The organism is Candidatus Bathyarchaeota archaeon (assembly GCA_026014725.1).
Classification (GTDB): Archaea; Thermoproteota; Bathyarchaeia; order Bathyarchaeales; family Bathycorpusculaceae; genus Bathycorpusculum.
The window spans coordinates 1-13,291 of sequence record JAOZHV010000011.1; the positions used below are offsets into that span (position 1 = coordinate 1).

The 13,291-nt window shown below is 43.2% G+C and carries 12 protein-coding genes and 1 tRNA gene; 7 read left to right on the forward strand and 6 right to left on the reverse strand.

What is annotated here, in order from left to right:
- On the reverse strand, positions 1-1,065 hold a 1,065-nt coding region (locus NWE95_01740; protein ID MCW4002622.1), incomplete at its 3' end, for a glycosyltransferase family 39 protein.
- A gap of 203 nt (positions 1,066-1,268) precedes the next feature.
- On the opposite strand from NWE95_01740, the gene NWE95_01745 reads away from it, so the two are divergent.
- The 3 genes from NWE95_01745 to NWE95_01755 all read left to right on the forward strand — a co-directional run bounded on the left by NWE95_01745 (position 1,269) and on the right by NWE95_01755 (position 3,582).
- Positions 1,269-1,340, forward strand: a tRNA-Gln gene (locus NWE95_01745).
- A 160-nt stretch (positions 1,341-1,500) separates the two neighbouring features.
- A complete protein-coding gene (locus NWE95_01750; protein ID MCW4002623.1) occupies positions 1,501-3,078 on the forward strand; it encodes a winged helix-turn-helix domain-containing protein in 1,578 nt (525 codons plus the stop codon).
- 39 nt (positions 3,079-3,117) lie between these two features.
- Positions 3,118-3,582, forward strand: coding sequence for a hypothetical protein (locus NWE95_01755; GenBank protein MCW4002624.1), 465 nt, complete (start codon positions 3,118-3,120; stop codon positions 3,580-3,582).
- Here NWE95_01755 and NWE95_01760 read toward each other — a convergent pair.
- The gene (locus NWE95_01760) at positions 3,525-5,552 is read right to left on the reverse strand and encodes a hypothetical protein (protein MCW4002625.1); all 2,028 of its coding nucleotides are present in this window, start codon (positions 5,550-5,552) and stop codon (positions 3,525-3,527) included. The two genes, NWE95_01755 and NWE95_01760, sit on opposite strands and share 58 nt — an antisense overlap.
- 557 nt (positions 5,553-6,109) lie before the next feature.
- On the opposite strand from NWE95_01760, the gene NWE95_01765 reads away from it, so the two are divergent.
- Positions 6,110-7,948 (forward strand): hypothetical protein, encoded by a 1,839-nt coding sequence (locus tag NWE95_01765; protein MCW4002626.1) that lies wholly within the window; start codon positions 6,110-6,112, stop codon positions 7,946-7,948.
- A gap of 13 nt (positions 7,949-7,961) precedes the next feature.
- Here NWE95_01765 and NWE95_01770 read toward each other — a convergent pair whose 3' ends face one another.
- Positions 7,962-8,483 (reverse strand): hypothetical protein, encoded by a 522-nt coding sequence (locus NWE95_01770; GenBank protein MCW4002627.1) that lies wholly within the window; start codon positions 8,481-8,483, stop codon positions 7,962-7,964.
- 199 nt (positions 8,484-8,682) lie between these two features.
- On the opposite strand from NWE95_01770, the gene NWE95_01775 reads away from it, so the two are divergent.
- From NWE95_01775 to NWE95_01785, 3 genes are all read left to right on the forward strand, one after another.
- Complete coding sequence (locus NWE95_01775) at positions 8,683-9,081, forward strand: hypothetical protein (protein MCW4002628.1); 399 nt, start codon at positions 8,683-8,685, stop codon at positions 9,079-9,081.
- Positions 9,068-9,223, forward strand: coding sequence for a DUF3072 domain-containing protein (locus NWE95_01780; protein ID MCW4002629.1), 156 nt, complete (start codon positions 9,068-9,070; stop codon positions 9,221-9,223). Before NWE95_01775 ends, NWE95_01780 begins: the two co-directional genes overlap by 14 nt.
- A 151-nt stretch (positions 9,224-9,374) precedes the next feature.
- Positions 9,375-9,797, forward strand: a complete 423-nt coding sequence (locus tag NWE95_01785; GenBank protein MCW4002630.1) for a hypothetical protein — start codon at positions 9,375-9,377, stop codon at positions 9,795-9,797.
- A gap of 25 nt (positions 9,798-9,822) precedes the next feature.
- Here the strand turns inward: NWE95_01785 and NWE95_01790 are convergent, their stop codons facing one another.
- From NWE95_01790 to NWE95_01800, 3 genes are read right to left on the reverse strand one after another with little or no spacing between them, the layout of a single operon-like run.
- Positions 9,823-10,044 (reverse strand): hypothetical protein, encoded by a 222-nt coding sequence (locus NWE95_01790; GenBank protein MCW4002631.1) that lies wholly within the window; start codon positions 10,042-10,044, stop codon positions 9,823-9,825.
- Complete coding sequence (locus tag NWE95_01795) at positions 10,041-11,120, reverse strand: hypothetical protein (protein MCW4002632.1); 1,080 nt, start codon at positions 11,118-11,120, stop codon at positions 10,041-10,043. Before NWE95_01795 ends, NWE95_01790 begins: the two co-directional genes overlap by 4 nt.
- A 5-nt stretch (positions 11,121-11,125) precedes the next feature.
- On the reverse strand, positions 11,126-13,291 hold the full coding sequence (locus NWE95_01800; GenBank protein ID MCW4002633.1) for a DUF87 domain-containing protein: 2,166 nt from the start codon (positions 13,289-13,291) through the stop codon (positions 11,126-11,128).

The following is a 13,291-nucleotide window of genomic DNA, read 5'->3' on the forward strand; positions in this document are numbered from 1 at the left end:
GAAATCCTTGGTGAAAGAATGAATCATAGCCGTGTAAAAGTAATCACTGGACTGCGACGCGACAAAAAAATTCGCAAACGTGCCATCCCAGAACAAGAATAAGTTTCTGGCAATCCACGCCGACACTATGGTTAGAAAAACAGCGACGGCGACCATGTAGTTCCTGTTTTTGAAAACCTGCCATTTCATATAATAAAACCGCCAAAGGAAACCAGCGACGCCTGTGATTAGAAAGAAGTAGCCGATGCCCGATTTTGTAAGAAAACCGATTCCCGCGCATAAGCCTGCAAGAATTATCCTGTCTGCTTTTTCAGGCTTCAAACTTTCGATTATGAAGTAAACCGTCAGCGTATACATAATCAGCACAAGCGGCTCCGAATAGTTGCGCGAAACAGAAAAAACGTAAGACGGAAAAGTCGCCACTAACGCCGTCGTCAAAAGCGCTGGCGAAACGCCGTAGAGTTTCCTAGTGACCACAAAAACAGCCACAACCGACAAGGTAAAGATGACTTCCACGGCTACTTGAGTTCCCAAGTGAACAGGCAAAAAAGCGTAAAACAGCGACAAATACATGGGGTAAACCGGACCCAGATGCCGAGAGTAGTTGCCGTCAACGATGAATTCGCCGTGTTGAAGAAACGACACACCCATTTGCTGGTAAACCACTCCGTCATGCATCCACTCATAATGCGCTTGCGTGGCGGAGAAATTAAGATACGTGAAGACACCGCAACCCACACTGATGGTCACCAGAAACGAAGCGGCAAAAACCCTGCTCGGCGCATCCAAAACTCTTAACTCCTTCTTCAACAACGCTACGGCGCTGATTCCAGCAACGCCAACCGTGCAGTACACTGCGAAAAGCCCCCTGGAAGCCTCGCCTCCCATGAACGCTACCCAATCGTTCATGTCGCCCTGAAGCAGGAGAAAAGCGGACAGCGCGGCAAGAAGAAAAACGCAAACCAGCAACGGAGAAAAAAGCCTGAAAACTTTGAAGACCCGCTGTCGCTCGCTATTCTGCTGGGAATCGCCACCGCTGTGACGCAACTTCCAACCCAACTGCACAGTATTGCGGCAACATGCATAATTAATTTGCTGAAACTCCCGTCGCCAAAAGCAGCCTTCTCACATTTAACTCCATGAAACTTGCAGTTGCCCGAAAACGGCAACAATGCCTACACGGCTTGCCCAATGCAAGAATGCTTATTAGGCAAAAGGGGAATTCATAAAACTCTGAACTTGAGACATCAAAGCCAATAGCCGCAAGGAGCCCGGTGGTGTAGTGGCAAGCATAGTGGCCTTTGGAGCCATTGACGAGAGTTCGAATCTCTCCCGGGCTACTACCTATTTCCACTGAAATGAGCCTAATTCATAGCTTATTTGGCTATTACATCGATATTAATAATATTTCATTTCTGCACATTCCTCCTATTTCGCTTCTCCGTTCGAAACCACGCTACTTAAATATGCGGTTGCGGTTATTCTCTGGGGTGGATCGCCTTGGCCGGCTTGGGCGAGACGCAGAAGAAACTTTTAAAGGCTTTGAGTAATGGTAGTCCAAGGACTCTCAGGCAGCTTACAAAGGAGACAGGAATAAGTAGCAAGGCTGCAGGCAACTCGCTTCAAAGGCTGTGGAGAGATGGCTATGTTCTGAGAACGGAAAAGCCTGCTATGGAGCCTGACCGCGTCTTCAAGGGCAGGGCTGGCGTTAGCACGCATTTGAAAAGGTATCATTCTTATATTCTCAAACCGAAAGACGCGGGCTCTTTCAGGGTTCAAGGGCTGGAATTTGTAAAGTTTAAGACGCAACTCAAGGTTGAAAAGATAAGCAAGGCAAAGATCATTCTAAGCTTTCTGGAAAAGAATTTGGGTAGAGCTTTCTATTCCAAGGAAATTGCTGAGGCACTCAAAGACAAAGGGATTAAGCCTAGAGATGTGATGACGCACGCAAGAAGATTTGAGCGCAAGGGCTTAGTCTATGTCCGCGGCTATAGGACGCATGACAGGCAGAGTCCGTTCAAAGAAGGCTACCTGCTGACATGGATTGACTCAACCAAGCCCAGAGAGCAGGCGCTTGAAGAGGCTGTACAGAGAACGGATTTAGCGCTGTCAGAAAAGTCCGCAACCAATCCGATAATTGAAAGGATACACATAATCCGCGACCAGATAATTGAAGCGACAAAGCTTCGTGATTTGACCAGCTTTGAATTCCTGCAGAATAGACTTAACTGTTCAGAGTATGAAGCGGAAGGGGCGATCAGCCGCGCACTGCAGCTCTATCCAGACCTTAAAGAAGTCAAGATTTTTGGCAATTTTAGATACTATTATCACGACTCGATGCCTGAGAAAGAACTGAAGGCAGCTATAGCTCTGAAGGAAAATTACATACGTATAGCTAAGGGCAGGGCAAACCGTATAGGGCATAATTGGGAAGCCGTGGTTGAATACTTTATCGACAGCCTTACTACGGGCGCCAGATTCTGGACGCAGGATCACCGCAACGGAACAATGGAGCCAAGAAGGATAACCATTCATCTGATTAAACCAGTAGGAGGGAGGAAATACAACGCTGAAGTAGACAGAGTGTGGGAAGTTACACCAGGCCCGCTGTTGAAGCCCAGTACGTATGTACTTGAGTGTAAGTGGGGTCTTGTGAGAAAAAAGGACGTGGACGACTTTTTCAATGTCTTGGCATGGAGCAAGGAGTTCGGTGCGGATACTCCAGATGGTAGGCAGATTAAGCAGGGAATTGTTGGCGTGTTTTCAGGCTCTGCGTTTGACCCAAAAGAGAAGGTAAGACTGAAGGATAATACCGAGATTAACCTGTCATCGTATGCAGCGAGAATGAATGTACAGCTCCTAAAGGCAGCAGACTTCAACGAGAAGCTACGCGAAAGAGGTATTCCAAAGGAAGTTACTGTTCAGAAGATATGCAAAATAGCAAAGGATGAAAAAGAAGTACGGGAGACTCTGAGAGCAATATGGGAAGAACCAGAAAAAAGTGGGAAAATAATTGGTAACATGATTAATAAGAATGAAGACATCTACGAATTTGAGAAAATGCTCGAGAATGATTAGATATTAATTCTCAGAAAAGAGACTCATTAAAGTGATTAAGTGGATTGGAGAAATGTAAAAGAAATCTTCAAGCCTGACAAGAGCAAGGTAATCGTTTTTCTGCTACTGGTCTTAACATGCCTGACACTAAGTTATTTTTTAGTTTTTTCAATATGCGAGTCCAGTATGGCTGCAACCGCAAGCTGCATGATTAGTTATGTTCATTCCGCCAGAGAATGTGCATTCGAGGTTATCCACAGCGGTTCTGCGCTCAATAAAACCCTTATTAACGAAAGCCTATCAGAAGCTCAAGCAAGCTGCGATTATTATGCAAAGAAAGCGTCTAAGGCGTTGGACACTTTATGGAATGTTAGACAAGCAATCACTATCTCTTCTCTGGGACTTGTTGATCCAAATTATCTCGGCGATACGCCATTGCCAAATATCTTTGTGTTGCTAGCAGCATATTATGCACTTTCATGTGCTTTTGTATCTGGTTTTGATTTTCTCCTTAACAGAAGGTAGGCGCTGATTGGGACGGTCAATACCACAGTGATGATAAGCAAATACCAGAATTCCAGAGCTGAAGTTTTCTCATTAATCTGAATCTCGTCACTCCCAGTAGACAATTTGATAAAGTAACTGTCTTTTTCTCCCTTTTTGATAATTCCAAACTCGGTTTGTTCATAAACGGCTCTCCCCGTTTTGTGGTTGGCAAAAGTAATGTTATAGCTCTCTGTCTGATATGATGACTGACATGCATCTACCACACAGGTGAAGTTAGTCAATAAGTTGGGCAGGATTATTAGGGTTGTCTGGTTCAAATCAAGGTAGCTGGCATCTGGTATGCTCACTTCAGCTTGATTCAGATCGGGATTAAACCCAACATGCCTACCTTGAGAGTCATAGACGTTCAAATATAGCTTGTGTTGGTTTTCCTGTAGCGTGACAGATATTCCCGAGTCAATTAGGGACTGAAATTCAGCTTGGAGAAAATAAATTGTGCTTTCGAATATGGCCTTGGAGGTCTGCTTAACATTGACGAGTTGGGGCGTGTTGTCTACTTGGGCTTTGGCAATCCTTAGGTAGTTTATCAAGTCTGTAATTTTACTTCTAGCTTCCACGTAGTTATTGCCCTCAATCAAAGATAAGATATCCTCAATTTGTCTTGAGGGATTCGTTATTCTTCCGTAATAGCCATGAGGGGCATCAGTAAGAGAGTATGCCCAATTAATCGTGAATGAAAGACTTTGAAGGGTTGTGGTGGAGACTAAGGCACCCACTTCTTTGGCGATAAGCTCCGCCGAATTATAGTCGCCGATGGCAAGCTTAGTAGCAACTCTTTTCAAAATCTTGAACGGATTTGCATAGCTGTCTATGAAGTCTTCTCCGAACATTAAAAGACTGTTAATACCTTCTTCTACCCAGTAATTTCCGTCTAGGGCTTTGGCGTAATTTTTATACAGGATCCGTCTGGCCTCCAAGTCTTCTTCTTTTGGAGATATGTATGGCGATGAGGAGGCCAGCCCTACCTTTTGTATGGATCCATCACTGCCTATGTACCACATATTGTAGGTGTTTCCAACAAGTACCACCGAAGAATCTATAATGCTGTGTGCATCCCACGCATCAGGACCAGGATTGAATATTGGGTTTCCCGCATTCTTTTGCCATATGATGCCGTCTGATGATGTGGCCAGCCCAACTCTCCAAACGCCTCCATCCCTTGCGGTGTACCACATCTTATAGTTTGTTCCTTCTTTTACAACAGGTCCCGCGTGCACAAATCTGCTATCCCAACCAGTACCTAGAGTAATCACAGGATTGCCTGTATATTTAGCCCATAAAACTCCGTCTGTTGATGTTGCCATCCCTATTTTTCGAGTTCCATCGCGAGATTGCTCAGCCGTGTACCACATTCGATATAAGGAGCCATCAAAGTATACATTAGGTCCCCACAAATTCCAGTCGTCCCAGCCGCCATTACCGCCAGGAACCAAAACCGGATTTCCTGAATATTTCGCCCAACTTGTCCCATCCTTTGATGTTGCATAGCCTATTTTGCTAACGCCCGAATAGCTGCCAGTATACCACATTCGGTAAATAGTGCCGTCATAGACCACGCATGGTTCATACACAATCGTTTCCCAAGAGCCACTTGCACCTGGCTTCAATACCTCAGTAGGGTCTATCCAGCTAATGCCGTCAGCGGATGAGGAGTAATAAATTCCGTCCGATTTACTGAGCCACATTCCATAAGTCCCATCATTGAATATAACCCAAGGATTGTCGCAACCTGCTCCTAGACTGTTCAGAGGGTTGCCAGAGTACTTAGTCCATTCAGTCTTGGTTGATACAATGGCACTTATCACAGGTTCCGAACCAACCAAAGATCCCTCAGCTCTACCTAGGTGCAACGTTTCGTCTGGAATCGCTGATAGAAGCATTAAGAACAATAGCGTAACAGACGCCATTTTTGTCAGAGCTTTTTTCAACGATCAACCCTTCAATTAATCTTTGACTTAAGGATATACGCGAATATGGTAATCGTGATTCTGATTTCGGCAACTAGATTTTAGGGAGGCGGCAGGGCAATATTCAATTCTTGATGAAGTAATCCTGAAAATTAATTACCACATGCGCTAAATTCTAATGCACGTTAAAGTTAAAAGTTTTGCTATTTAATAACGTAAAGTGAGGAAGAAAGCTATTGTTGAAATAATTGCTTTTACAATTCTAACAACGTATTAAATCTATGGACTCTATAATGCGAACAAAAAATATAGAGTATAATTTAAGAAAATAAACTGCTAGAGATGCTGACCTGAACATTCGGTCCCATCGGAACATCATTTCAGACATCTACTTTTACCATTTTTAGGAAAGGAACACTAATGTTTCCCTTCTACCCTTCGCTCTAAATCAGCCCGCTCATTCTCCAGTTTCTTTTTCGAAGAGGGTAACTATTACGCTCTTTTTCCAACTTCATTTTTAATAAGCGCAAAAAAATAAATACACAATGACCTTATAGAAAATGGGGGTCGAAAACGCCGTGAAAAACGGTGATTTGGCTAAAATTGTGTTAACTAAATTGAGAATTGATTCTAGAGCGACTGAAGATGAGCTGACGGTGACTCTCAAAGACAAGTTTCCTGCAATAGGTGAGCAAACTGTAAGGGATAACGTCATTAAGACTGTACAATCATGTGTTCTTCGACGTGTTGGAATCTTGAATCCTAATGCGCTAGTCGATAAAGGTGTTTATCCTTTTCTTATTTTCATTGCGGCTGACGACTATAAGAAGGTTAGGAGCCTTATCGAGGAGCGAAAGTTGGAGGGAAGCTGGTTTTCGCTATATGGGCATGATGATTATCTATGTAAGATATATTGTTCTTCAGGATTCTTGGATGAGTTGCTCACAGAACTGGAGAAATATTGCAGAGTTTCCTATTTCCAAGCCGATTGCATTCATGTGGACTCGGGATTCACAGTTTCACGACAATTCAAAGCGCCGGACTCGGAAGATATTGAGGCTGTAGATAAACTTCAATCCAATGCTGCTTCCACTATTGTACCATTAGACGTAAAAATCAGACTTCTTAAACAGTCGATTTTCGTAGGATATGGCATTCTAGAAGATTACACAAAATCGGGCGTGATTAAAGCTGTAGTGGGAATAACTTTCAGAAGAGGCGCAACCATAAGAGACATTAGACATTTCATACATCGAATTCTGAACAGTGAGTACCGAGAAAATATTACTGGATTGTACGAAGGAAAAGGAAAGATCATAGATTATGAATTAGTCATTGAACTCCTTTTTGAAGACTATTATGAGCTTAATACGTTCACAGAAGAACTATATTCCTTAGGAAATGTTGACACTTCTACTCACTTAATCGCCGAACCCATAAAACAAGAAATAGCGCTTTGGAACAAGCTACATATTTCTGAGGAAGTACCAGAAGATGTATCAAGATGGGCAAACAAAATACTGAAGGAGATTTATGAATCCCTTCCCCCGGAATATCATGCAACCTTGAGAAATATGAACGAAAATGAGAAGAGCATTCTAATGTCAAGGTATCGGCTTCTTCACTTCTCGTACTATGGAAAAGCCAAAGAAGATAGAAATCTGGGAAAAATCCAAGACGCCATTAAGCAACTTATGGTCGGAATGGTGACTCGCAAAGAGACTCATATAGCCTATTCCTTCACAACTCTAACCAGAGCCCTTGAAACAGAACTTTACAACCTTATCAAGTTGAATGGAGAGATGGTGATTGGCCCAGATTGGGAAACTGAATTGAAAAAAGCATTGCACAAAGATCCAAAAAGATCATTTTCTCTTGGAACGTATTTGGAGATTATACCGTATTGGAAAGCAAATTATGGTTTTTGTCCTCTTGGGATCACAGATTCTGACCTTAATCAAATTGAAAGAATTAATAAATACAGGGGACCGAGAGTTCATGGTGGGCCTCAGCTTATCGAAGAGGAATTTATTCCTGAGGATAAAATGGAGGATTTCTTTTTCTTAGTGTACAACGCGATAAAATTACTTTTATCTATTGAGAATGTCAACATAGAACAGAATCAAGATTCTTCCCTAGTCAAGAAAAGTTTGTCAGTAATGACCTTCATAAGCAGAAAAGTTGAGGCAGATAAACTTCAAGAAGAAAATCTTGTAAAGGAATTGAAAAGAATAGTTGAAGAGAAGCCGAACAGAGAAGAAGTAATCGAAAGACTTGACAAAATAGAGTCCATAGTTTCTAAGAAAGATAAGCGATTTTTCAGTGCATTGAAATTTACGGCTGGTGCAATATCTGAGGAGATGATTGGGGAGGTAATTAGAGTCGCTATAAAAATTTTAACAGGTGCTGGTTCATAGGAGCGGAAAAAAACTATTCCAAATATTTGCTCCTATTTTCTAACATACCAGTGATAATGCCATTTAGCTTTTCTGCATTCTTCAAAGTATTTTTCAGGGTGTTTAATTCATCCGAATAGCCTGTCCCGAAGACCAAAGCGAACGTTATAATAGTAGCAATATCCCTATCTGCTTTATTCCAGAGCTGGTAAAGGTGCTCATAATTCGACCACAGAAATGCTCCTTCAACAAGACCTTTGGTTGTAGTGGCATATATCCTCTTTACAACCGGTAATCTCATGTCTTTCTCGAAAGCGGCAAATGAATTTACCTTCTTGGATTTAATTCTGGGTAATTTGGAGAAGTATTTTTCAAATTCATCTAGAAATGGTTTAAGTTTCTCTCTCTTGAATCTTGAGAGAGCGTAGAAGTTACAATATTCACCCATTCTGCCTAACAAGACCTGTCTGACTTCCCAGTCAGTTAGGTGACCACAGTTTTCAATCATGGTCATTAAGGAGGCAGATAGTTCTTTGTAGCATTCTCTAATGTTCATATTGTCTTTTTGAAACGAAAAGAATTTAAAAGTGACACCTGCGGTTTCCCTTCTACCCTTCGCTCTAAATCAGCCCGCTCATTCTTCTCTTCCCTCTCCGAGGTCGCTTCGCTAAGAGAAGATGGCAGGCTTCCAGTCATTATCTCGAAGAGGTGATTGAATGCATGTATTGAACGGAAAGGAAGGGGAGGTTGTGGATATGCTGAGGGAACTTGGCTTGTCCATGTACGAGGCAAGGATGTACTTTACACTCTTAGCCATCGGAGAATCAAAGGTCGGAATCGCAACGAGGAAGGCTTCAGTTCCGCAAAGCAAAGCCTATTATGTTCTTGAGAATCTGATTGAAAAGGGATTTGTTGAGCTAAGCACGGCGGAGCGCCCCAAGAAGTACAGGGCAAGGTTGCTTGATGAAATGGTAGAAGCCACGATAAGAACGAGGCAAATGGAAATAAGAGAGATTGAACAGCACCGTAGGAAGCTTTGCGGACTGTTGGAGAGTATCACACCAATGCATCAGAAGTACAGCGGGCTCAGACTCTTCTCACCAACATATCAGCGCAATCACATCAAAGGAGGTGACAGAAATGGACAATACTGAGGAACCGGCAACCGAAAAGCAGAAGCGGTTTCTAATGGATTTGGCAGAGAGAAAGGGCTTGCAGGTAACGGCTACATATCTGGAAGGACTAACAAAGGGAAATGCAAGCAGGACAATCGAAACTCTACTCGAAGGGGATTAAATTCCCCTTTTACTTTTAGCATTACGGCGATTGATGATTCGCAAAATTAAATCTCTCTTCCATAGACGATTGAGTTATAATTCCTGAATACCCAATTATTTTGTGAAATATTATAAGAACGAAAAGAGCACTTAACATTGGTGGTTCAGGCATGAGCAGGAAGAAAGAAGAGGAAGAATCTCATGACAAAGCTGTTATAGATATTTCAAAGGAAAGGTTTTCATTTCCAAATAGCAGCCATCCAGATTGGAAGACTTTTACCAACCCAAATGGAGAGCAGAACAAGGGAATCAAGAAGAATCAAGAAACAGCTTATCCAGATATAGTTGTTGTTGACACAGGAAAGAATGTAGCTGTAATGATTGGGGAAGTTGAGACAGAAAGCACAGTTAATGATGCGGAGACAGAGCAGTGGAAAGAGTATTCTTCACTTTGCAGTACGTTCTATTTGTACGTGCCAGAGGGATATGGTGCAGAAGCAAAGAGAATTCTAGATTCTAAGAAAATTGCATACTCCGGCGTTCGAACTTACGCCTACAATTCCAAGGGTGACATCGTTATAACAAATATTTAGGGCAAAGGGGCAGCTTTAAGTATTCTCACCATTCTTCAGTCCGTTTGATGTTCCCTAACTGTGCTGTCCTTAAGTCTTGCTCTGTTACTTTGTCGTTTAATACACGTAGCGCTTGGATTACAGCGTCCGTGTAACTGCTGATGAGTCCGCGATGTTTCCATTCATTAAGCCAAGTCGCCGGTTCGCCTTCCACTATCATGTTGATTCTGATACGGGCTTTCGTCTGTTCTTTCAACACGGCTTTCAATAAACCTGTCCCTCCGTTGCCTCGGTTGGTTCGGTTACACCTTCAATATTTTCAGGCATCAGCTCAGGAAGGATTCCGGGCATAGAAGCAGCTTCAATGGGTTGTATCAACTCAGTCCCAATGGGTTCTATCTGGTCGAGAAGCGGCTCCAGGTCTTCCACCTGTTCTGGTCCCATTTCGAGGGGCGATTCCAGCGGAGCAGAATAATTTGGCAGCATTTCGGGCTGTTGTATAGCTTCCAATCTCTCTGCCTCCAATGCTTCAAGTGGGCTGAGTGGTTGCTCCATAACTTGGGATTTTTCCATTGTCGGTACTTCAGCATTTTCCACTGTTTCGTTCAGGTCAGTATCTTCTACTTCCTCCCTAAGCCATTCCAGCTCATCCTCTTCGTTATACAGCTCATCCATGTCGGATAATTCGCTCTGCATTTCATTTTTCGCAGTTTCTTGTTTTTCTGCAGGTTCTGATGCTTCCGGTTTTGGCTCAGGGTTGATTTCATTGGCATGTTTTTGGGAACTTTCTGCGGACTCGCCGTCCATAGTCTCATTCTTGTTTTCCTGTTCTTGCTTCTCAATTTCAGGCGCATTCTCTTTTTCCTTCTGTTGCATATCTTCAATCGTTTCTTTGCCTGCCAGTGTGGTCTTCAATTCATTGAGTTCTGCTTCAAGGCTTTCATGCACCTGCTCTTGCAGCACCTTTTCTAATCGCTTTTCAAGCTTCTTGATAGTCTGTTCCACATCAGGTTGCACTCGTGTTATTGGTGGCACGTTTTTGCTGGGCTCTTGCCAAGGCTGATAGCTACTTCGATTTGTTGCTGGCTTTTGTGCAAGTTTGTTTGCCGTTTCTAGCTGGTGATATATCCGTGGTGCGTAGGCTGTTCTTGATCTATAGGTGGAACTTGCGCCGGGATTGCGTCTGCGGCTCGGAGAATTCAATCGTGACTTGTAGCCTCGCCGCATCTGTTGCAGTAAGTTGGGATTTCGCCGATAGAGGTCTATCAAGTAGTCTATGTAGCTTGATGGAATGTAGCTTCTTCTGTATCTGCCAGTTTTCTTAGTATCTTCTTCTTTTGCCATTTTGGTTATTTCCCCTTGTTTCCGTCTTTATTTTCAGAGCTGGAATCAGGATTGGGGTTGTGAGAGTTATTGGCCTTTCTTCCGCCGTTCTCTGCCCTATATTGGGTCTTGAGATGCCGAAGATAATCAGAAATGTGGAATACCTGCACCTTTTCCGATAGGCTGTTCTTTACAGCGTTTCTGAGCATTCGGAGATTTGTCTGTTCGTCTGTAACCACAATCAGCTCGTCAACTTCCTCAAGAGCCTTCATTTCTTCATCCATGTTGATGCTTACACCTGTTTCCACTTCCACAGCAACTTTCTTGCCATTCAGAATGGTGAGAACATCAACTCTTCTTCCGTTCTTCAAAGTCTTCTCAATGTAGGTCTGGAAGCCTGCTTTGCGGAAAGTGTAGGCTATCAACACCGTGTATAGCTGATGCTGGAATTTGCCCTGTGTGTGTTTCCACAGCCTCACGTCATGTCCGACGCTTTCAAGCGAGTTGATCGCCATATCTGTCAGCACTAGAAACTTCACCGGCCTATGACTACCGAGTACAACACTGAACTCTCTTGCAAGCCCTTTCTCAATAAGCTCAGCCTTCGCAAAACTTGCTCTTCTTCCAGAAAGGCTCAAAGATTCATAGCGGCCTGCAAGACCTCTGAATGGATGCTTGTTTACGTCTAGCAGGAGATCCCAAGTATCTTCAGATATTGCTGGAAATGTTATTTTGCGCGCATTAGTTTGAGACGTGTTATCTTGATAGGCAGCACTACCCTCTGTTTCTTTTGTAGCTATCTCATTGTTCATAGGTTTCGCAACAAGGTCTGAAAGCAATGGCTCCATTCGCTGTTCAACTTCTTCATCGCTAACATTCTTTTCAACTGGAAAGTCCTCTGTTTTGATTGTGAATGGTTTGGTGTATCTGCTGGCCAGTTTTACGATCCACTCGCCTCTTTCAAGCTGTGAAACGCATTCTTTTTCATCGTCGCTCAGATTCATTGCTTCGGCTATTACGTCGAGGTCTCTTCCGGAAACATTTCCCACAATCTTTGCATATGACTGCGAAATTATCGAATTGCTGAGTTTTGTCACCTCATTGTCTGCGGCTAATAGTATCTCAGAAAAATCCCTTATTTCATCAACTATCAGATCAGATGGAGCGATGTGGGAATATTCGCGTGTGGTTGAGCTGTACTGCTCAGAAGCGGGAAAAACTCTCTTTGCTTCATCTATTATTATCCAGTGCCTTGCCAGACCTCTATGCCTGTGGACTTTTCTATAGGAATAGATCCAATAGAAAAAGAAAAGCACTAGCAGATTCTGATCCTCGTAGCCTCCGAAGCCATCAAGTTCCAGAACAACAGGTCGGGTAAGCAACTGTTCTATGTTCAACCCTTCCCTGCATTCTAACATAGAACCTAGCTTGCTGTGCAGTCCATAGATTCTTGTGTAGACCGCTGACCAATAGTCCTGCATCCTTCTAAGGTTTGGAGCATCCGTTTCCAGTTTTTCGAGAAGATCCTTAATCGTTGCCTTTTCTCCTTTCTCGGCATAGACTCGATCCAGATATTGCAGAAGGAACTGTGTCGAGCCTGACCACACACCTTCTACATGGCCGAAAATGTTCATGAAAAGTTGCTTCCATTCCTCGATAGGCACTCCTGGAGGAGCCTTCAGCATATTTACCTTCAGGTTTTTCCTTGAAAGGATAACAAGCTGAGGATATAACGCAGTTAGGCTTCTAAAGTCTCTCTTATAGTCGGTAATAAGAAAAGGGGTATCAGTATCAAGAAGCTGTCTTACAAAAGACATTAAAAGTGTGGTTTTGCCGTGACCAGACCGGGAAGCCACTAGAATGTGGCCTTGGTTCAGTTCTTGCATCGGAATGGCGAAATCCCATAGTTGCTCTTCGCCTTGGGTGACTGTGCCAACAATCAAGTCTCCGCAGCAGTCTTCTGGTGAAGGTGCAGACAGCAGTGGCTTCTTGGACAGTGCAAGGTCTGGCAGATGCCAACGCAAGATTTCTTCAATGAATGACCTCTGCTCCTCTTTGCTTTCAGCATCATCCTCCTGCAGATAGTCCGCATACAATAGGTTCAGTACCTGTGGGTCTACGCCGTGATTAATTTTAGATAGTTTTTCCTTGACAGATGCAATGTATTCCAGATCTTCAGAATTTTCCGTCAT